General features: G+C 60.2%; 18 protein-coding genes. 16 read left to right on the top strand and 2 right to left on the bottom strand.

Features of this window, described 5'->3' with window-relative positions:
• Positions 1-9: 9 nt before the first annotated feature.
• From AC1EJZ_RS03485 to AC1EJZ_RS03440, 10 genes are read left to right on the top strand one after another with little or no spacing between them, the layout of a single operon-like run.
• A complete protein-coding gene (locus tag AC1EJZ_RS03485) occupies positions 10-1,113 on the top strand; it encodes a lipid II:glycine glycyltransferase FemX (protein ID WP_480293967.1) in 1,104 nt (367 codons plus the stop codon).
• Complete coding sequence (thrS, locus tag AC1EJZ_RS03480) at positions 1,101-3,116, top strand: threonine--tRNA ligase (protein WP_092648526.1); 2,016 nt, start codon at positions 1,101-1,103, stop codon at positions 3,114-3,116. Before AC1EJZ_RS03485 ends, thrS begins: the two co-directional genes overlap by 13 nt.
• A gap of 17 nt (positions 3,117-3,133) precedes the next feature.
• Positions 3,134-3,715 carry an HIT family protein gene (locus AC1EJZ_RS03475; protein WP_285014196.1) on the top strand — a complete coding sequence of 194 codons (582 nt, stop codon included), beginning with the start codon at positions 3,134-3,136 and terminating at the stop codon, positions 3,713-3,715.
• On the top strand, positions 3,716-4,348 hold the full coding sequence (pgsA, locus tag AC1EJZ_RS03470) for a phosphatidylinositol phosphate synthase (RefSeq protein ID WP_480293966.1): 633 nt from the start codon (positions 3,716-3,718) through the stop codon (positions 4,346-4,348).
• The gene (locus AC1EJZ_RS03465; RefSeq protein WP_480293965.1) at positions 4,341-5,252 is read left to right on the top strand and encodes a phosphatidylinositol mannoside acyltransferase; all 912 of its coding nucleotides are present in this window, start codon (positions 4,341-4,343) and stop codon (positions 5,250-5,252) included. Before pgsA ends, AC1EJZ_RS03465 begins: the two co-directional genes overlap by 8 nt.
• On the top strand, positions 5,249-6,427 hold the full coding sequence (locus AC1EJZ_RS03460; protein WP_480293964.1) for a glycosyltransferase family 4 protein: 1,179 nt from the start codon (positions 5,249-5,251) through the stop codon (positions 6,425-6,427). Before AC1EJZ_RS03465 ends, AC1EJZ_RS03460 begins: the two co-directional genes overlap by 4 nt.
• Positions 6,424-7,017 (top strand): hypothetical protein, encoded by a 594-nt coding sequence (locus AC1EJZ_RS03455; protein WP_058236597.1) that lies wholly within the window; start codon positions 6,424-6,426, stop codon positions 7,015-7,017. Before AC1EJZ_RS03460 ends, AC1EJZ_RS03455 begins: the two co-directional genes overlap by 4 nt.
• A gap of 21 nt (positions 7,018-7,038) precedes the next feature.
• Complete coding sequence (locus tag AC1EJZ_RS03450; RefSeq protein WP_074026159.1) at positions 7,039-8,322, top strand: PrsW family intramembrane metalloprotease; 1,284 nt, start codon at positions 7,039-7,041, stop codon at positions 8,320-8,322.
• A 3-nt stretch (positions 8,323-8,325) separates the two neighbouring features.
• Positions 8,326-8,862 (top strand): NUDIX hydrolase, encoded by a 537-nt coding sequence (locus tag AC1EJZ_RS03445; protein WP_058236598.1) that lies wholly within the window; start codon positions 8,326-8,328, stop codon positions 8,860-8,862.
• A gap of 34 nt (positions 8,863-8,896) precedes the next feature.
• On the top strand, positions 8,897-10,237 hold the full coding sequence (locus AC1EJZ_RS03440; RefSeq protein WP_058236599.1) for a family 20 glycosylhydrolase: 1,341 nt from the start codon (positions 8,897-8,899) through the stop codon (positions 10,235-10,237).
• A gap of 6 nt (positions 10,238-10,243) precedes the next feature.
• On the opposite strand, the gene serB is transcribed toward AC1EJZ_RS03440, so the two are convergent.
• Positions 10,244-10,906: a phosphoserine phosphatase SerB gene (gene serB, locus AC1EJZ_RS03435; protein ID WP_058236888.1), complete on the bottom strand. Its 663-nt coding sequence runs from the start codon at positions 10,904-10,906 to the stop codon at positions 10,244-10,246.
• 266 nt (positions 10,907-11,172) lie between these two features.
• Positions 11,173-12,411 (bottom strand): glucose-1-phosphate adenylyltransferase, encoded by a 1,239-nt coding sequence (gene glgC, locus AC1EJZ_RS03430; RefSeq protein ID WP_058236600.1) that lies wholly within the window; start codon positions 12,409-12,411, stop codon positions 11,173-11,175.
• Positions 12,412-12,499: 88 nt separating this feature from the next.
• Between glgC and glgA the strand changes: the two genes are divergently transcribed.
• Genes glgA through AC1EJZ_RS03400 form a run of 6 tightly spaced genes read left to right on the top strand, consistent with a single transcriptional unit; the run spans position 12,500 to position 20,361 of the window.
• On the top strand, positions 12,500-13,726 hold the full coding sequence (gene glgA, locus AC1EJZ_RS03425; protein WP_058236601.1) for a glycogen synthase: 1,227 nt from the start codon (positions 12,500-12,502) through the stop codon (positions 13,724-13,726).
• A gap of 29 nt (positions 13,727-13,755) precedes the next feature.
• Positions 13,756-14,571 carry an ATP-binding cassette domain-containing protein gene (locus AC1EJZ_RS03420; RefSeq protein WP_058236602.1) on the top strand — a complete coding sequence of 272 codons (816 nt, stop codon included), beginning with the start codon at positions 13,756-13,758 and terminating at the stop codon, positions 14,569-14,571.
• 13 nt (positions 14,572-14,584) lie between these two features.
• Positions 14,585-15,025: an NfeD family protein gene (locus AC1EJZ_RS03415; protein WP_058236603.1), complete on the top strand. Its 441-nt coding sequence runs from the start codon at positions 14,585-14,587 to the stop codon at positions 15,023-15,025.
• Between the two features lie 12 nt (positions 15,026-15,037).
• Complete coding sequence (locus tag AC1EJZ_RS03410) at positions 15,038-16,129, top strand: SPFH domain-containing protein (RefSeq protein ID WP_092648532.1); 1,092 nt, start codon at positions 15,038-15,040, stop codon at positions 16,127-16,129.
• Positions 16,130-17,464: a glutamine synthetase family protein gene (locus AC1EJZ_RS03405; RefSeq protein WP_058236604.1), complete on the top strand. Its 1,335-nt coding sequence runs from the start codon at positions 16,130-16,132 to the stop codon at positions 17,462-17,464. It abuts the gene before it with no gap.
• Positions 17,464-20,361 carry a bifunctional [glutamine synthetase] adenylyltransferase/[glutamine synthetase]-adenylyl-L-tyrosine phosphorylase gene (locus AC1EJZ_RS03400; protein ID WP_058236605.1) on the top strand — a complete coding sequence of 966 codons (2,898 nt, stop codon included), beginning with the start codon at positions 17,464-17,466 and terminating at the stop codon, positions 20,359-20,361. The genes AC1EJZ_RS03405 and AC1EJZ_RS03400 overlap by 1 nt, the downstream gene beginning before the upstream one ends.
• Positions 20,362-20,377 lie beyond the last annotated feature (16 nt).

Genomic DNA, 20,377 nt, shown 5'->3' with positions numbered 1-20,377 from the left:
GGAGCCATCATGGCAACCGAGCTGCGTGAACTGACCGCAGATCAGATGAGGATCGCCGCCGCTGGCGTGATACCGCTGCCGATCGAACAGGCAGCGCCGTGGGAGGCATTCGAACAGACGCAGGGACGGCGACTATGGGGCCGTTTTGCATGGGAAAAAGACGATAAAGACCAGGCGATCATCGGACTGTACGAGTATTCGCTGCGCGGAGTGAAGTACTTGTGGGCCAAACACGGACCAGTCTGGCTGAAAGAACAGTCACCCGATAGTGAAGCAGCCTTGCGGGCCGACCTGGTACGCATGGTCAGGAAACGCGACAGAAGCATCGCCTTTATCCGCATGCATGCTTTCTTCCAGGCGCCGGACCTGCATGAGCCACTCCAGTTCATCACATATGACCGCACCGCAATCATTGACATCAGCGGCGGCACTGAGGATTCGATTCTCGCGACCATGACGAAAGACGGACGCCGTGCAGTACGCAGAGCCAAGAAGAAGTTGGCCGAGGGAGGCGCGCGAGTCGTTGAAGAAACAGGCCTGACGCGCGCAGCATTCCGTGAGTACTACGAGGTGATGAAGGAAACAGCGCGCAGGGATGGGTTCCATCCACATCCGCCGCAGGTCTACTGGTCGATGCTGGACTCCATGCCCGAATCTTCCCGACTGTTCGGCGTGCGTCTGCCCGATGACACACTGGTGTGCTGGGATCTGGTGTTGGTGCACGATAAGCAGGCCGTTGCCTACTATGGCGCATCGACAGATCAGGCGCGCACCGTGCTGGGGCCTGACGCATTGGATTTTGACGTGGCTGTTCGGCTGGCGAAGGAAGGCGTCAAGGGGCTTGACCTGATGGGCGTGTATTCGCCACGTGTGCCGGAGCTGTATTCGGTGGGCCGCTATAAGCGCCGCTGGTGCCAGTCATTTACCGATGTGGACGGCGCGTGGGATGTGCCGGTGATCCCCGGAGCAGTCAGCGCCCTGAAGGCTGCGTTGGCCACGAAACATGCAGTGGAGAATCTGGTTCGCCGCGCACGCGCTACGATGGCTTGGGACATTGATCGGCACGCACCCGTACAGCGTGCCAGAGAAGGAGCATCATCGTGTCAGAACTGACCGCGACCATTGACGGCAACATTGAACAGATTGACGAAGGAACAACAGGAGCTACGTGGTACTCCTCCAACCGGCGGGTAATCGCCATGAACGTCAACGGCGCACCGACCGATCTGACCGCTGAAATTCCCAATGGCGCTGAAGTCAGCGCTATTACGCTGGATTCTCAGGAAGGTCTGCAGATTCTGCGCCACTCCACCACGCACGTGCTGGCCCAGGCAGTGCAGGATGTCTTTCCGGACGTCAACCTGGGAATTGGCCCGTTCATCACGGACGGCTTCTACTACGACTTCGGCAACATCGATGCAGTGACCCCAGAAATGCTTCGCGACCTCGAAAAACGCATGAAGCGGATCATTAAGGAAGGCCAAACGTTCCGCCGCCGCGTCGTCACCGAAGACGAGGCGCGCGCCGAACTGGCTGACCAACCTTACAAGCTCGAATTGGTCACTACGAAGGGATCAGGCGCAGAAGGCGCGTCCGTTGAGGTCGGCCACGGCGAACTGACAATCTACGACAATGTGCGGCGCGACGGCAGCGTCGCATGGAAAGATCTGTGCCGCGGCCCGCACCTGCCGTCCACCAAACTGATCGGCAATGGCTTCGCATTGACGAAGTCGTCGGCAGCGTACTGGAAAGGTGATCAGAACAATGATCACCTGCAACGCATTTACGGCACCGCGTGGGCCAGCAAGGACGACCTCGTCGCCTACCAGGAACGAATCAAGGAAGCACAGCGCCGCGACCACCGGCGACTGGGACAGGAACTTGACCTGTTCTCATTCCCCGAGGAAGTTGGCCCCGGCCTGGTTCTGTTCCACCCCAAAGGCGGTATTTTGCGTCACGTGATCGAAGAGTACGTCACGCAGCGCCACCTGGAAGCAGGCTTTGACTTCGTTCATACGCCTGAGATCACCAAGTCAGGCGTATTCCACACCTCGGGTCACCTCCCGTACTACGCGGACACGATGTTTCCGCCGATGATGGTCGATGAAGAACGCGCAGAAGACGGGCACGTGACGCGTGAAGGCCAGGAGTACTACCTCAAGGCCATGAACTGCCCGATGCACAACCTGATTTTCCGTTCACGAGGGCGTTCCTACCGTGAACTGCCTCTGCGATTTTTCGAAATGGGACACGACTACCGCTACGAAAAGTCCGGAGTGGTGCACGGCCTGACACGTATGCGCGGATTTACGCAGGATGATTCGCACACGTACTGCACACCTGAACAGGCGCGCGACGAAATCACGATGCTGCTGAACTTCTTCTTGTCGATTCTGCGCGAATTCGGGTTGACGGACTTCTATCTGGAACTGTCCACCCGCAGTGATGACGAGTCGAAGAAAGACAAGTTCATCGGCTCGGATGAGGACTGGGATGCGGCAACTCGGATCCTGGAGGAAGCATGCGCGTCAACAGGGCTGGACCTGGTGCCAGATCCAGGCGGTGCCGCGTTCTACGGTCCGAAGGTTTCCGTTCAGGTCAAGGATGCGATCGGCCGCACATGGCAGATGTCCACCGTCCAGTACGACTTCAATCAGCCTGAACGCTTCGGCCTGGAATACACTGCGCCCGATGGTACGCACCAGCGTCCGGTGATGATTCACTGCGCCAAGCTCGGATCCGTTGAGCGCTTTATCGGCGTGCTGACTGAGCACTACGCCGGCGCATTCCCGGCATGGCTGGCACCTGTGCAGGTCAAACTCGTTCCCGTAGCAGACGCATTCGATGAGTACGTCGACCAGGTGGCTGCGAAACTGCGCGCGCGCCACGTGCGTGTTGAGGTCGACCATTCCGATGATCGTTTCGGCAAGAAGATTCGCAACGCCTCGAAGGAAAAAGTGCCGTTCGTGCTGATCGCGGGCGGTGAGGACGAAGAAGCAGGTGCTGTCTCGTTCCGCTACCGTGACGGAAGCCAGGATAACGGCATTCCGGTTGATGAAGCCGTTGAACGCATCGTGCACCACATTGAGACTCACAACAACGAGGACAAAGCGTAGGGAAGGGGAGCAGCGACATGAGGAACGGTCAGCCTCATCCGGGTGACCCGCAGGCGGAAGACTCAGGCGATTTTGCCGGTGAATTGGATGGCTTTGACCGGCTGTGGACGCCCCACCGCTGGGTCTACATCCAGGGAGATCACAAGCCTGCGGACTCGTCAGCAGGAGAATGCCCCTTCTGCGCGGCGCCGGACAAGACAGATGAAGAGGCACTGATCGTTCACCGCGGACGCACCTGCTTCGTATTGATGAATCTGTTCCCCTACAACTCCGGCCACATGCTCGTGTGCCCGTACCGCCACGTTGCCGACTACACGGATTTGACGGACGAGGAACGCATCGAGCTGGGCGAGCTGACCGCCACGGCCATGCGTGTGGAACGTGAGACGGCGGGTGCGCAGGGCTTCAACCTGGGCATGAACCAGGGACAGGTTGCCGGAGCCGGAATCGCGGCGCACCTGCATCAGCACGTGGTGCCCCGATGGGGAGGAGACTCAAATTTTCTGCCGATCGTGGCCCGCTCACGTGCACTCCCCGAACTGCTCGGTGATGCGCGGCAGCGTCTGGCCAAGGCGTGGCCTCAGGGAGATGACAAGTAGATGCTCGGTAATCATGGCAGGTCGGTGGCGACGACGATCTTCACACCTTTCGCCAAACTTCTGCATCGCCTTCACGTCACACCGAATATGGTGACAGCAACATCGACGACACTGGTCGTCATGATTTCCTGTGCGGTGCTGGCACGCGGCTACGTCTGGCAGGCTGGCGTCATACTCGGCGTGATCCTGTTTTGTGATTCCGTTGATGGAGTGCTTGCACGCTACAGCGGACAGACCTCACGGTTTGGCGCGTTCCTGGATTCGACGATGGACCGCCTCGGTGACGGGGCAGTGTTCGGTGCGCTGCTGGTCAATGCCGTATTCCACCTGGAGCCTTCACCTGAACGCACGGCCGCGATCATCGCCGGAACGGTCGCGATGGTGGGCGTGGCAGCCGTCCCCTATGCCCGTGCCAAGGCTGAAATTATGGGGATTACCGCGTCGGTCGGTATAGCTGAACGCACTGACCGACTCATCATCGCGCTGGTGTGCGCAGCCCTGACCGATTGGAACCTGTGGTCGTGGTTCTACCCGATCGGACTGATATGGGTGGCATTCGCCTCGCTTATCACGGTGACGCAGCGCGTGCTGTACACGAAGAAGCAGATCGAGGCAGGCGACGCGGGTGAGTAACGCCTGGCAGCTGTCAGCATTTCGCCTCGCTCCGCGCCTGCCACGCTCACTTCTGTTCGGTGCGGCACGAATGGCAGGTGACATCGTCGCCGCACTCCCACTAGACGTGACGGCGCGGCTGCGCTTCAACCACGAGCGAGTCGCCGGGCATTCGCTCCCTTCGAGCCACGTGCGCCAGGCCGTGCGACTGAGCGCGCAGACCTACGCCGAACAATTCGCGCTCACACACCTCATTGACGGCAACTTGGATGACATGGTGGCCGTGCCGCGGATGGACATGCTGCGCGAACTGGCTGCTGACGGCCCCGTTGTGCTCGCCCTCGCACATGCCGGAAACTGGGACCTGGCCGGCGCATGGATGTGCCGCAACGGCCTTCCCGTGTTGACCGTGGCTGAAAAGCTCGACCCACCGGAATTGTTCCAGGCGTTTGTCGACCTGCGCGAAGACCTCGGTATGGAAATTATCGGGGTGGGGAAGAAGGAATCCGTCTTTCACCAGCTCGCTGCCCAGGCGAAGGGACGCGCCAACCTTCTGGTACCGCTGCTGGCAGACCGCGATATTTCAGGCAGAGGCGTTGACGTTGATTTTGGAGGCCGCCGCGCACTTGTCGCAGCAGGCCCCGCAGCTTTGGCACAGCGTCTGGACCGCCCACTGGCAGCCGCGATGATCTATCACACCACAGGTAGCCACATTCGCATCGATATTTCCGACGTGATCGACAATCCCGGCGCTACCCAATCGCGTACCAGTGTGGAAACACACACCCAGGCGTGGGTCGACGCGCTTGTCCCTATGATTCGTGAACATCTGGCACACTGGCACATGATGCAACCGCTATTTGTCGACGACCTCGATCCAGAACGCCTGGCCAGGGCCCGCCGACGCGTCGAGGACTCACAGTGAAAATCGGAATCGTCAACCCCTACGCATGGGACGTGCCTGGAGGCGTCCAGTTCCACGTGCGTGACCTTGCTGAAGAGCTTATCCGCCGAGGCCACACCGTCTCCGTTCTGACTCCGGCCAGACACGACACAGACTTACCGAGCTGGGCCGTCGGCGCGGGTGAGACCATTCCGATCCCCTTCAACGGGTCCGTCGCACGCCTCTCATTTACTCCACGTTCAGCCGTACGCACCAGGAAATGGCTCGACGAGGGCGACTTCGATGTCGTCCATATCCATGAACCAGGGGTGCCATCTGTGTCCTTCCTGGCCTTGATCAATGCGGATGTGCCCATGGTGGGAACGTTCCATTCAGCAATGGAGCGCTCCTACGCCAGGGAAATCACCGCGGGCATGATCCGCCCCCTCATGGAGCGCCTGAGTGCGCGCATCGCAGTGTCGGCTGAAGCGCGCCGCACCCTGATCGAACACCATGGTGGTGACGCTGTGATTATCCCCAACGGCGTTGAGACGGAGAACTTCCGTCGCGCTCAGCCGCTGCCACAGTGGGAAGCCACCCAGCACAGGCCGGTGGTCGTCTTCTTGGGACGCCTCGATGAGCCGCGGAAAGGACTGGGCATCTTTGCCGGTGCGATCCGCACAGTGCTTGAACACGTCCCCGGGGCGCGCTTTATGATCGCAGGACGCGGCGATGCCGGCCAGATACGAACCGATCTGGAAGGCCTGGGAGACTCAGTGGAGTTCCTGGGCGAAATTACGGACGAGGAAAAAGAATCACTGCTGGCTGGCGCGACAATCTATGTTGCTCCGCAAACAGGGGGAGAATCCTTCGGCATTGTGCTGGTCGAAGCGATGGCTGCAGGGTGTGCCGTCGTCGCATCCGATATTGAAGCTTTCCGAGCCGTTCTCAACAATGGTGACGCCGGAATGTTGTTCCACAGCGGCGATTCAGCTGCACTGGCGGACGCCCTCGTCAATGCCTTGAGCGACGCGGACGCTTTGGACGAACTTGCCGTACGAGGGCAGGCCGCATCAGCCGCCTATGACTGGTCGACCGTCACTGATCGCATTATGGCTGTGTACCAGACCGTTGTGGCCGGGGCGCGTGAAGATCCTGGCAGGCAGAACGCCTTGTCGCTCATGCGTGGCGGACGGCTGCGGGAGGTTGACCAATGAGCCTGTGGCAGTGGATCCTCCTGGCCGGTGTCATCGTGGTTGTGGCGGTATTGATCTGGCAGTGCGTCATGTTGGCTGGGCGCCTGGACAGGTTGCATTGGCGCGTGACGATGTCACGCGTCGCCCTCGACACGCATTTGATCAGACGAGCCGTCGATGCAGGGCTGCTGGCGGCCAGCGGACTGGCAGGACAGGGAAGCGCCGACTTGGACGATGCTGCCGCGCGCTGCCTGGCGTTGAGCGGAACCCCACTGGTGGCTGACGATTTCGACCGCAAGCGTGACATTGACGGACTGTCTGACGGCGATGCGCAGATGGCTGCAAGACGTCTGAATGCCGAGTCGGCCCTGTCGCGACAGATTCGTGCGTGCATGACACCCCAGCTGCGCGACGAGGCGCGTGACGATGCCGATGCTGCACACCTGATCAGCGCACTCGACGCGTCGCACTACCGCGTGCATGTGGCTCGTTCAGTGCATAATCTAGACGTGACACAAATTAGGCGACTGCGTGCTCATCCGTTGGTGCGCATCGCTCACCTGTACGGCCATGCACGAGTGCCATCGAGCATCGACTTCGACGACGCGTAGTAACTAAAGGCGGTGAGACCCGTGAGCGAGCAACGTGTGAAGTGGGGAGGTCCCGGCGAGGACTACCGCCTTGCCAGGATTGGTCGCGTCGGCGGGAATCAGTGGGCTGACGCCCCGGCAGGCGCGCCGGCAACGGGTGTGCCCAGTCCGCAGGAAGTCGCTCCCGTATGGTCTCCGCCCATGCGCAAGCGCTCGATTGCGTGGTTTGAAATCATTTTCACCATTGTTGGCGTGGCGGCACTGGGTTTTGCGCTGTTCGGATACGTGCGCACCGGTGGTTTACCGTCAACAGTTCTGACCGGAGTGCTGGCATTGATTCCCTTGGGATTCATCATCGCAGTGCTGCGTTTTATTGATCGCTGGGAACCCGAACCGTGGGTCGCGATGCTCGTGACCTTCGTGTGGGGAGCGGGAGCTGCAGCAGTGGTGGCGATGGTGATCAACACTGCGCTGCAGACGAACATCCAGTTGATCACCGGGCACTCAGGCCTGACGATGGTAGCTACGGCCTCGATCGTGGCACCCATCGTGGAAGAGACCCTCAAGGGTGCGGGCGTGGTGTTTGTTCTGGCCTGGCGACGTCACCGCATCAACTCGCTGATTGACGGTATCGTCTACGCCGGAATGGCAGGCGCAGGTTTCGCGTTTATCGAGAACATCCAGTACTTCCTGCGCAGCTCAGAAGAGGGCCAACTGATGATCACGTGGTTCCTGCGCGGCATCATGAGCCCGTTCCTGCATCCGATGGCCACCTCGTTCATCGGGCTGGCGGCAGCGTGGGGCGTGGTGCGCCACAAGTCGGGTCTCGCATGGGTCTGGACCTTGCCGCTGGGGTGGATCGTCGCGGTCCTCATCCACGGATCGTGGAACTACCTGGCCAGCACGTCGATGGAACGCTGGTTCGTGTTTTACCTCTTCGTCGAGGTCCCGATTTTCATCGCGTGGATCGTCGCGCTGCTGGTCATGTCCGCGCGGCAGGCGCGCACCATTGCCAACGGGTTGGAGCCTTATGTGCGTACTGGATGGATCCTGCCGGGCGAAGTGACAATGGTGGTCAACCGCGGTGCCCGCCGTTCAGCCGTTAGGTGGGCAGCTCAGGGCGGTCGCGCTGCCAAACGCGCCATGAAGAATTTCCAGCGACTGGCTGCCGCATTGGGAATGGATGAAATGATCCACCGTAAGGCGGGCAGGCACGCAGATCGCGTGGCACAGGATCAGGACATGCTGCAGCAGTTGATCGCGTCCCGAGACGTGTTCCTGACGCGCACGCGCAGTGCTCACGCCAACAGGCAGATTGGACGATAACGAGTGAGTGACCTTGGACCGGAATGGATTCCAGACCAAGACGGCATACCGTTCCGACGCGCTGCCCGCGTAGCCGTATTCGACGAGGACGGCAAGCTGCTCCTCGTGCGCGGACACGATTCAGAAAATGTCACACGCTCCTGGTGGTTCACCACAGGAGGCGGGCAGGAAGAAGGCGAAACATTGCAGCAGACGGCGGTGCGCGAAATTCGTGAAGAGACGGGGATCGCCCTGGATCCGACTCGTCTTGTCGGCCCTGTCCTGCATCGGCGCGCGCTGTTCGATTTTCTCAACGTGACAGCGCGCCAGGAGGAATGGTTCTTCGTTGCGCACGTGCACCGCACAGAGTTGAACTGGGACGGCTGGACTGAACTGGAGCGCAGCGTGCTCGATACGATGACGTGGTGGGACCTGGACGATCTTGAGGCTGAATCCCGAAGAGCGGAAGTCTATCCACGTGACCTGGTCGCGATGGCTCGTCAATGGAAAGACGGGTGGGATGGGACCATGATCGAGCTTGACGAGTCATCCGTCGGGTAAAGTAGCCACCACATCAGCCACTGAGGAGAATGTCATGTATTTGCCCGTAATTCCCACTGTCCGACATGCCGATATGTCCGAGGGTGCAGGACGGTTCTCACCTGTCACGACGAAACTGGTTCAGGACGCGACGCAACTGGGTATTGACACGGCACTGGAGCCTTTCCAGGAAAAGGAGGCGTACGCCCTGACGATCGGTGAGGACGGCACTCATATTCGGGCCATCACCGAGGTTGGTGTGGTGCGCGCCAGCCGCACACTGAATCAGCTCAAGAGAGGCGGAGCCGCGCTGAGCGGAACGATTGTGGACTGGCCCGAATTCGAATGGCGCGGCCTCATGATCGACACTGTGCGCCACTTCTTTTCCCTCGATGTCCTCAAGGAGATCGTCGATTTGATGGCAAGCCTGTCACTGAACGTCCTTCACCTGCACGTGAGTGACGACCAGGGGTGGCGAGTCGAAATTCCCGCTCTTCCCGAACTGACGGAAAAATCATCACAGAGTGCCGTGAATGGCGAAGGTGGCGGATACCTGACTGTCGAGCAGTACAACGACCTGCGACGCTACGCGAGTGCCCGCGGAGTTGACGTGGTGCCTGAGGTTGATATGCCGGGACACACCAACGCCGCACTGCACGCGATGCCGGGTCTGAATCCCGATGGTCAGGCGCGGGATGTCTACGAAGGTATCGACGTGGGAATGTCGACGCTGAGTACGCAGGCAGCCGACACCGAACGCTTCATGGACGAAGTGATCGGACAGCTGGCAGCTGACTCGCCGCTCGGTATGCATATCGGCGGCGACGAAAGCCATTCCACACCTCACGACGAGTTCCGCGCCCTGGTCACAATGGCGGTGGAACGCGTCCACGCATGCGGCAGGCGGGCGATCATGTGGCAGGAAGCGGGCGCAATGGCACACGAGGACGACATCGTGCAGCTGTGGGATACCACCAACAATCATACTGAGGGCGTGCTGGCGGGCGTTGAGCGCGGTGCACGCGTCATCGTGTCGCCTGGACAGAAATCATATCTGGATATGAAAGAGAATGCCGATGAGCCGTGGGGCCAGGACTGGGCCGGGCCTCTACCGTTCCGGACAGCGCTGGAGTGGAATCCGCGCACCGCGCTCGAAGGGCTGGATCCTCGGGCGGTGATCGGTGTTGAAGCATGTGTGTGGGCAGAGTACATCCGCACGCGTGAACAGCTCTTTGAGAAGCTCCTGCCGCGTCTGACTGCCATTGCTGAGGTCGCATGGACCGGCAGTGGTGACGACAAGTGGGAGGAATTCTCCCGGCGCGTCACCTCGCTCACGGAACTGTGGGATGCCAAGCGGCTCACCTGGCACCGTTCAGAAGGCGTCGACTGGAAGTAGCCGAACCTAGAACAGGGCAGCGACGAGCGCGTCGAGGCGACGCACGGCCAGAGAATTGGGAATCGCGTCGCGGACAGCGGACTTGGCGCAAAAAGCGACGCCCCATCCTGCGGCCTGCATCATGGGGATGTCGTTCGCGCCATCACCAATGGCAACGCACCGTGAGGGGGATACTCCCAGCTGAGCTGCCCATTCAGTGAGCTTACGGACCTTCACGTGCGATGTCACGATCTCTCCGAGGACCTGGCCGGTCAGGTGCCCGTCACGCACTTCCAGTCGGTTCGCACAGTAAAAATCGATGCTCAGTCGCGTTGCCAATGGGCCGACGACTTCCTCGAACCCGCCGGAGACCACACCAAAGGCACCGCCGGAAACGGAGTGGACACTTTTGATGAGTTGCTTGGCGCCGGGGGTGACGGTGAGGGAGCGGGTAACGTGGCGGAACACGGTCTCAGGGACGCCGGCAAGTGTGGCGACCCGCTCCCGCAAGGACTGCGCAAAATCGATCTCACCGTTCATTGCCCGCGCGGTCACTGCCGCCACTTCCTGACGCGTACCGGCCCACTCGGCAAGTTCTTCGATCACTTCCTGAGCGATCAGCGTTGAATCCACGTCGGTGACGATCAGCGCTGGCCCGCCTTCTTCACGAACAGAAACAGGGACGACCAGAACATCTCCCCACCGTGACAACGCGGCGTGCGCACCGTCAAGATCCAGCATGCCCACACCGTCATCACCCTCGCGCACGCAGGCCACCACGCACGCAGGGACGTCCCCGCCAATCGGGTTCGCCACGAACGGCAATGCTCGCACATGTATTTTTGAACGGCGCACACCGGCAAAATCTGCCAGTGCGCGAACTGCCGGAGCCTCGTACGGAAAACTTGCGACGTCATGCGGGGCAATGACGCAAAGTGCTGCGCCAGCCCGTTGGCTCACTTAGTCACCACCATGCCCTTGGGGACGACGGTGATGCCGGACTCGGTGACGGTGAAACCGCGAGCGCGATCATGTTCCAGGTCCACACCGACCGTCGCTCCTTCTTCCACGACGACGTCCTTATCCAGGATCGTCTTGGAGACGATGGAGTGGCGACCCACGCGGGTGTTGCCCATGACGACCGAGTCAGTGACCTGAGCCCACGAGTGCACGTACACGCCAGGCGAAATGATCGAATGGTAAACCTCGCCGCCCGAAACAATCGAGCCGGGGGAGACAAACGAGTCGATGGCGTGCCCCATACGCGAATGCTCATCGCCGTAGACGAACTTTGCCGGCGGCAAGGAGCCATCGATGAGGGTCATCGTCGGCCAGTCGCGGTTATAGAGGTTGAAGATCGGGTGGACGCTGATCAGGTCCATATTCGCGTCGTAGTACGCGTCCAGTGTGCCGACATCGCGCCAGTAGTCGCGGTCCCTCTCTGTGGACCCGGGCACGATGTTGTCCTTGAAATCGTAGACACCGCACTGCTGACGTTCGACGAACCACGGGATGATATTGCCACCCATGTCGTGATTTGAATCCTCGTTTTCCGCGTCTGCACGAAGTGCGGCGACGAGGGCGTCCGTATCGAACACGTAGTTACCCATAGATGCGAGCACTTTGGTCGGATCATCCGGCAGACCCTCAGCGTTTTGCGGCTTCTCGAGGAAGTTCTTCACCACGCCACCTTCGGCGTCGATGACGCCCAGAGCGGGGGCGAGTTCAACCGGTTGGCGGATGCCTGCCACAGTTGCCGGAAGACCAGACTCAATGTGGTGCTCCACCATCTGAGAAAAGTCCATGCGGTAGATGTTGTCGGCACCAATGATCACCATGTAGTCAGGGTGCTCGTCCTCAATGACGTTCAGGGACTGGTAGATCGCGTCGGCACTGCCCAGGTACCAGTGCGGTCCCCGTCGTTGCTGCGCCGGTACGGGAGCAATGAAGTTACCCAGCAACGGCGACATATACCACGTCTTTGTAACATGTCGGTCCAGCGAATGCGACTTGTATTGGGTGAGCACGACGACACGCATGTAGCCGGAGTTGACGATATTGGACAGCGCGAAGTCAATCAGTCGGTAGTTTCCACCAAAAGGTACTGCAGGCTTGGCTCGATCCATGGTCAAGGGCATGAGACGCTTGCCTTCGCCACCCGCAAGAACGATTGCTAGGACATGTTTTTTTGCCATGTCTCAAGGGTAGGCAATAATCAGCGTGAATGTGCGCAAACGACACGAGATGCGCTGCTGTTCGATAAGCTCTCAGTAGGAGGCAGCCATGCGTATAGATTTATTGACACGTGAATATCCGCCGCACGTCTACGGCGGTGCGGGTGTTCACGTGACTGAACTGGCTCGCGTATTGCGAAGCCTAGGTCCTGACATTCGGGTTCACGCATTCGATGGTCCCAGGAAGCCGGGGGACGAGGGTGCCCTCGACGGTGTGCGAGGATACGACGAACTTGCCGAACTGGACGGCGCAAATGCAGCGTTGCGCACACTCGGGGTGGATCTGCAGATGGCGGCCCACACCGACGGAACTGACCTGGTGCATTCGCACACGTGGTACGCCAACTTTGCCGGATATGTGTCGAAGCTGCTGTACGACGTCCCTCACGTTGTTTCCGCACACTCGCTCGAACCGTTGCGCCCGTGGAAGGCCGAGCAGCTGGGCGGTGGCTACCGTCTGTCCAGCTTCGCTGAGCGCATCGCCTACGAGAACGCTGACGCGATCATTGCGGTGTCCAACGGGATGAAAGATGACATCCTGCGCTCGTATCCCAGTGTCGAAGAGGACAAGGTTCACGTCATCTTTAACGGTATCGATCTGAATGAGTGGCGCAAACCCTCCACCGAGGATGAGAAAGCCAACCAGGCGCGCGTGCTCAAGGAATTCGGTATTGATCCTGACCGGCCCACAGTGGTCTTCGTCGGGCGGATTACCCGTCAGAAAGGTCTGCCGTACTTCCTGCGCGCAGCTCGCCAGCTTCCACGAGATGCTCAAATCGTGCTGTGTGCAGGAGCGCCGGACACCAAGGAAATCGCTGCTGAGGTCGACACGTTGGTCAAGGAACTGGCGGCCGACAGAGACGGGGTCGTGCTCATCTCCCAGATGCTGCCGCGAGCCGATCTGTGTGCAATCCTGGACGTGGCGACCGTCTTCATCACTCCGTCTGTGTACGAGCCGCTGGGCATCGTGAACCTGGAGGCTATGGCGATGGAGTTGCCGGTGGTGGGCACACGCACCGGCGGAATTCCCGACGTTATTGTCGAGGGAGAAACCGGCTACCTTGTTCCCATCGAGCAGAAGACTGACGGAACCGGAACCCCCATTGATCCAGAAGCGTTCGAATCTGCGATGGCTGAACGCATCAATGCCGTGCTGGCTGATCCAGGGCAGGCGCGTCAGATGGGCAAAGCCGGCCTGGAGCGGGCGCGCACTGAATTTTCGTGGGACACAATCGGCCAGCAGACACTCGACCTTTATCGCGCGCTGGTGGGCTGATGAGGCAAGGTTCTGGCTACACTGAAGACATGGAGAACGTTGTTGATCTACACGACGTCACGCTTGAGCGCGGCGGATCCCACCTTGTTGATTCCCTGACGCTGTCGACGCATCGCGGTGAACACTGGGTCATTGTTGGCCCGAACGGTGCAGGCAAAACCAGCTTGATCCGACTGATTAGTGGGCGCGAGCGCGCAACCAGCGGTTCCGTGACCATTCTGGGCACGCCGATCGAAGAAGCCGACCCCGGGGAATTGTCCGCGCGCATCGGCTTTGCTTCACAGTCACTGACGGCACGAATCTCAGTGTCCATGCCGGTGCGCATGGCGGTGATGACCGCAGCATGGGGCAGGTCGATTACCTACGGCGAACAGTACGACACTGAGGACGAGGGGCGCGCAGATAACCTGCTGCACCTGTTCGGCGTCTCGCACCTGGCGGAGCGCCGTTTCGGAACGCTGTCAGAAGGGGAGCGCCAACGCGTCGCACTGGCTCGCGCACTCATGGCGGACCCGGAAATTCTGATACTTGACGAACCGAGTGCCGGACTTGATCTGGGGGCGCGTGAACTGCTGGTGGAGGCGCTGACGGAGCTGAGCGGGGATGCTCGTTCACCGCAACTGCTGCTGGTTACCCACCAGATTGAAGAAATTGCACCCGGCTTCACGCACGGCGTGGTGATGTCACATGGCCACCTCGTTGCGAGCGGGCCAATTGAACAGACTTTGACCAGTGAGACCCTGTCGACGGCATTCGATCTTCCGCTGGAGGTCGGTCACGGTGACGGGCGCTGGTGGGCGCGTATGAACAGGGACCGGAAACCCGACAGTTCCCGTCGACACTGAAACGGAGGAAACAGTGGTCTTTTATTGGTGGCTTCTCATCGCACTAGGCTTGGGCATCGTCGAGATGCTGTCACTCGACCTCTTCTTCCTCATGCTGGCTATTTCGGCACTTGCAGGCGGAATTGCCAGCGCTGCCGGAGGGGGAACAGGCGTGCAGGTGGCCGTGTTTGCGGTCGCCAGCCTGCTTCTTCTCCTTCTCGTTCGTCCATGGGCTAAGGCGCATCTGACACGCACGAACCCGAATATTCGAACCAATGCACAAGGGCTGATTGGAACAGACGCCCTCACGCTTACTCGAGTCAACAGAATCGACGGGCGTGCCAAAGTTGCCGGCGATACGTGGAGCGCGCGCTCGGCGGACGGTCGGGAAATCCCCGCCGGCGTCCACGCGCACGTTGTCCGCATCGATGGGGCAACAGCCATTATTGAACGTAACGAACCCCCTATGCAGTGAGAGGCTGTCACAATGTTTAACTCATTCGGGCAGACAATCGGAATGGCGCTGATCTTCCTCATCGTGCTGTTCGTTGTCGTCACCGTAGCCAAGTCAATCCAGGTGGTCCCGCAGTCGCGGGCCCTGGTGGTGGAACGTCTCGGTAAGTTCCAGTCGGTGCTCTACGCCGGACTTCACGTCCTGGTACCTTTCCTTGATCGCATCGCAAGCAAGGTTGACCTGCGTGAACAGGTCCAGTCGTTCCCACCCCAACCTGTCATTACAGCTGACAACGTTGTGGTCTCCATCGATTCGGTCATTTACTACCAGGTCAACGATCCGCGTAGCGCGACCTACGAAATCGCGAACTACATTCAGGCTATCGAGCAGCTCACCGTCACGACGCTGCGTAACGTGATCGGCTCAATGGACCTCGAGCAAACACTGACCAGCCGCGACCAGATCAACTCTCAGCTGCGCGGCGTCCTGGACGAGGCAACCGGCCGCTGGGGTATTCGCGTGAATCGAGTCGAGCTCAAGGCCATCGATCCGCCGCCGTCCATTCAGAACGCGATGGAGCAGCAGCTGCGCGCTGAGCGCGACAAGCGTGCCGCCATTTTGACTGCTGAAGGTGTGCGCCAGTCTCAGATCCTCAAGTCTGAAGGTGACAAGCAGTCCCAGATTCTGCGCGCTGAAGGTGCCGCACAGGCCGCAGTGACGAAAGCTCGCGGTGAATCCGAGGCCATCCAGACCGTGTTCAACGCCATTCACGCCGGCAAGCCGACCCCGGATCTTCTGTCCTACCAGTACCTGCAGATGCTGCCGCGTATCGCTGAAGGTGAAGCATCGAAGGTCTGGGTTGTGCCAACTGAGCTGACAGCCGCCCTCGACGCTGTGGCGAAAGGCTTTTCAGGTGGGGGAACGGATGGAGAATCCGGGCCGGCTAAGCCGACCATGCCGCCCAACCCTGTGAGGCACTCAAGCCAGGCACCGATTGTAGACACCCGTCCCAAAGGGCCGAGCGTCCTCGATGAGCCAACGCAGGCCCGCCCCTCCGAAAAGCTCAAAGACCTGATTGAGCCGATCGAAGATGTGGAGCTGCCTCCAGAGGAGAATGAGAAATAGATGGATCAGTTGTCCGACTCGGTGATGCGTGAAGTTGCCGATCAGGAAATTCGCTTTATCCGCCTGTGGTTCACGGATGTGGCCGGCGTACTCAAATCGCTGGCCATTGATCCAGGTGAATTGGAGGATGCGCTCAGCGAAGGTATCGGCTTTGACGGTTCCTCGATCGAGGGGCTGACACGCGTCCACGAGTCGGACATGCTCCTGAAACCAGATCCCAGCACCTTCCAGGTTTTACCGTGGGGTAGTGAGGACGACAAAGTTGCACGCATGTTGTGCGATGTCCTCACCCCCGACGGTGAGCAGGCCCGATCCGATCCGCGAGGAACGCTGGAACGTACTGTGCAGCGTGCAACCGACATGGGATTCACCGTGATGGTGCATCCCGAGATTGAGTTCTACCTGCTGCATAAGCCTGCAACCCCCGATCACCTCGTTCCCATTGACGGTGCCGGCTATTTCGACCATGTCACGCGATCCATTGCCCACGATTTTCGTCGTCGCCTGGTTCACATGCTCGAAAGCATGGACATCGCCGTCGAACTGTCCCACCACGAGGGCGGCCCTGGGCAAAACGAAGTTGACCTGCGGGCAGTCGATGCGGTTCGGGCAGCCGACAACATCATTACCGCCCGCACGCTCATTGAATACGTGGCACTGAGCGAGGACGTCGTCGCCACGTTTATGCCTAAGCCGTTTGCCGATTACCCCGGCTCAGGCATGCACACCCACCTGTCACTGTTCGAAGGTGACCACAACGCATTTTACGATCCGGCCGGCACGTATCAGCTGTCAGCTACCGGACGCCACTTCATCGCCGGACTGCTGGCGCATGCCCGCGAAATCAGCGCGATCACCAATCAGCACGTCAACTCGTTCAAACGTTTGTGGGGCGGGGGAGAAGCTCCCTGCTACGTGTGCTGGGGTCACAACAATTCATCGGCACTGGTTCGTGTGCCACTGTATAAGCCGGATAAACGGCGCTCAGCGCGGATTGAATACCGCGCACTTGATCCGGCGTGCAACCCCTACCTTGCGCTGTCAGTGCTCATCTCCGCAGGCTTGGATGGCATTGACAAGAAGATGGAGCTCATGCCTGAAGCTGAGGACAACGTGTGGGACCTGTCCGAACACGAACGTCAGGTTCTTGGCATCGATTCCCTGCCCGCCTCCTTGCACAGCGCCCTGGAATGTATGAAGAATTCCGATCTTGTCGCTCAGACCCTGGGTGAAGAAGTCTTCGACTACGTGCTGCGCAACAAGTTCAAGGAATGGGCTGAGTACCGCCACCAGATCACGCCCCAGGAAATCAGACAATTCATTAAGGCCAATTGATGCGCAGCGAGCGCATTGAAGCGCACCTGCGCAGTGCAGGCTTTCACGATGCCCGCACCAGCGCGGACTATTTCAGGCAGCTTCCTGACAGTGCCGACATCTGGATGCGGGCAGCTCAGACCAGTGCCGATCCAGACCTGGTTGCCCTCCAGCTCGTGCGACTGCACGAAGCTGACCCGAATGCTCTGCGCCACGTACTCAACCACGGTGCAGCGCGCCAGCTTGCCGCCGTGATGGGCGCATCGCGTCCCCTCGGCGATTTTATTGTTGCCCACTCTGACGCCATTGACGCGGTGTGGGTCGAGGCACGTGATGCTCGCCAGGTCATCCTCGACGCTCTTGCCTCGGCCACCGCAACAGCAGATGACCTGCGACGAGCGTACAGAAACGTGTTGATTTCGATTGCCGCCACTGACCTGACGGACTCCGACCCGGTTGGGCACTTGCCTGAAGTGGCTGCACGGCTGACTGATGCTGCTGACGCGGCGTTGGAAGGTGCCCTGTTGCTGGCACGGCGCCAGATCGACCCCGATCACACCGTCAAGTTCGCGATCATCGCTATGGGTAAGACGGGGGCGCGTGAACTGAACTATATTTCCGACGTTGACGTCATGTACGTGGTGGGCGTGCAGGAAGGCCAGTCAGAGCGCAGCGTTATTGAAATCGCCACGCGGCTGGCAGCGATGACCGCTCAGGCGTGTTCTGGTGCGGGCAGTGAGCCACCGCTGTGGGCAGTTGACGCCACGCTGCGGCCGGAAGGCCGTGACGGCGCGCTGGTCAGAACCGTCGAATCCTACGTCGCCTACTACCAGTCCTGGGCGCACACCTGGGAGTTCCAGGCACTGCTCAAAGCGCGCCCGGTGGCAGGGGATCGTCATGTCGGACAAGACTTCATTGACGCGATTACTCCATTTGTGTGGTCCGCCGCGGACCGCGAAGGGTTCGTGGACAACGCCCGCACCTTGAGGCAACGCGCCGAAGCCCTGGTCCCGGCTGCGGACAGCGACCGGGAACTTAAACTCGGTGCCGGAGGACTTCGGGACGTCGAATTTACGATTCAGCTGCTCCAGCTTGTTCACGGGCGCACAGACGAATCGATCCGTATTGCCGACACCGTCGGAGCAATCCGGGCACTGTCCGACGGAGGATATGTTGCCCGAACGGATGCGCGCGACCTGACGCACTGCTACTGCTTCCTGCGCACTGTTGAGCACCGGGCCCAGCTGGCACGCATGCGCAGAACACACATGATCCCCTCATCAGGACACGAACTGCGGCGTATTGCCCGAGCGATGGGGCCGGAGCTCATGAGCGCGGAAAACCTCATCGACACCGTGGACGACGTGCGTGAGCGCGTCCGTAGGCTGCATGACGATATGTTCTACCGGCCGATTATTGCGGCCACCGCCCGCCTGGCTCCCGACGAAGCCGCGCTGGATCTGGAGGCTGCCAAGGCTCGTTTGGCGGCGCTGGGGTATCTGGATCCTGCCGGAGCGCTCGGTCATATCAAAGCTCTGACACACGGCACGTCACGCCGTGCCACCATTCAACGCCACCTGTTGCCTGTCTTTATGACGTGGCTTGGGCACGGAGCTGACCCTGACCTCGGGCTGTTGAACTTCCGTACCCTGTCCGAACGCATCGGCGATTCGCATTGGTACCTGTCGCTTCTGCGCGATTCAGGTCTGGCGGCCTCACGACTGTGCGAACTCTTGCCGTCCTCACGCTGGGTTGCCTCCGCTCTTGCTGAGTTGCCTGAAGCAGTGCAGTGGCTTGACGGTGATGAGCAGCTCAAAGCGCGCGACCGTCAGCGCCTGATCAACGAGGTGGACGCGCTTATCTCGCGACACAGCAACACTGAACAGGCCATGTGGCGCGTGCAGGCGGTACGTGTACGTGAAGTGACGCGCGCAGCCCTGGGAGATGCACTGGCACATGTTGCCCCTGTGCGAACCGCCATTGCGGACGCTTCGGATGTGGCGCTTCATGGCGCACTGACTATCGCGACTCGCCAGTGGAGCAGTGAGCACGCAGACGCGCAGCCGCCACGCCTGGCTTTTGTTGCGATGGGTTCATACGGCGGACGCGAATCTTCGCTGATGTCCGACGCCGACATTATTGCCGTTCACGAGGGGGACGCCGGTGCCGCCGTTGACATCACCATGCGCGTGAAAAAGCTGCTCAGCTCTGTCCACGAGGGATCGGGGCTGAGCGTGGATATGGATCTGCGACCGGAAGGAAAATCCGGGCCAGTTTCGCGCACGGTGAGCTCCTATGAGGAGTATTACCAGCGGTGGGGATCAGTATGGGAACGTCAGGCACTGTTACGAGCCAGACCCGCAGCAGGTGACGGGGAGCTGCTGGCCGACTTCTTTGCCGCCATCGATCCGATCCGCTACGATCAGTCACCCTCGGACGCTGATATCCAGCAGATTCGCCTGCTGAAAGCTCGAATGGAACGCGAGCGACTGCCTCGTGGCATTGAGCCGACGCGGCATGTCAAACTTGGCGTGGGGGGAATGAGCGACGTGGAGTGGGTCGTGCAGCTCATGCAGATGCGTCACGTTCACAGCTGTGAGGAGCTGCGCACCACCTCCACGCAGCGCGCGCTGGCGGTCCTACGACACAGCAACCTGATCAGCGGAGAGGACGCTGATGACCTGGATCGCGCGTGGAGTTTAGCTCGACGCATCCGTACGGGAAACGTGCTGGCAACCGGGCGCACATCCGGGGTCAAAATCGACGTGCTGGCGCGCTCGGGTGCGAAACTGGCTTCGCTGGCGCACTTGTTAGGATATGGGGCAGGCGGCTATCACGCCCTGGAAGAGGACTGGCTGCGTGCGGCCCGGCGTTCACGGGATGTGATGGAAAGGCTCTTCTGGTCAGACTCACGGTGAATGGCATCTTGAGGAA

Source organism: Pauljensenia sp. C0170B5, from assembly GCF_056590195.1.
The sequence above is the reverse complement of the archived record's forward strand: the minus strand, read 5'-3'. Positions and strand labels throughout refer to the sequence as shown.

What these genes read in the sequence shown, in the direction of transcription:
- AC1EJZ_RS03485 (WP_480293967.1), top strand. Translation starts at nt 10, where the DNA reads ATGGCAACCGAGCTGCGTGAACTGACCGCAGATCAGATGAGGATCGCC.
- AC1EJZ_RS03475 (WP_285014196.1), top strand. Translation starts at nt 3,134, where the DNA reads ATGAGGAACGGTCAGCCTCATCCGGGTGACCCGCAGGCGGAAGACTCA.
- pgsA (WP_480293966.1), top strand. Translation starts at nt 3,716, where the DNA reads ATGCTCGGTAATCATGGCAGGTCGGTGGCGACGACGATCTTCACACCT.
- AC1EJZ_RS03455 (WP_058236597.1), top strand. Translation starts at nt 6,424, where the DNA reads ATGAGCCTGTGGCAGTGGATCCTCCTGGCCGGTGTCATCGTGGTTGTG.
- AC1EJZ_RS03440 (WP_058236599.1), top strand. Translation starts at nt 8,897, where the DNA reads ATGTATTTGCCCGTAATTCCCACTGTCCGACATGCCGATATGTCCGAG.
- glgC (WP_058236600.1), bottom strand. Translation starts at nt 12,411, where the DNA reads ATGGCAAAAAAACATGTCCTAGCAATCGTTCTTGCGGGTGGCGAAGGC.
- glgA (WP_058236601.1), top strand. Translation starts at nt 12,500, where the DNA reads ATGCGTATAGATTTATTGACACGTGAATATCCGCCGCACGTCTACGGC.
- AC1EJZ_RS03420 (WP_058236602.1), top strand. Translation starts at nt 13,756, where the DNA reads ATGGAGAACGTTGTTGATCTACACGACGTCACGCTTGAGCGCGGCGGA.
- AC1EJZ_RS03410 (WP_092648532.1), top strand. Translation starts at nt 15,038, where the DNA reads ATGTTTAACTCATTCGGGCAGACAATCGGAATGGCGCTGATCTTCCTC.
- AC1EJZ_RS03405 (WP_058236604.1), top strand. Translation starts at nt 16,130, where the DNA reads ATGGATCAGTTGTCCGACTCGGTGATGCGTGAAGTTGCCGATCAGGAA.
- AC1EJZ_RS03400 (WP_058236605.1), top strand. Translation starts at nt 17,464, where the DNA reads ATGCGCAGCGAGCGCATTGAAGCGCACCTGCGCAGTGCAGGCTTTCAC.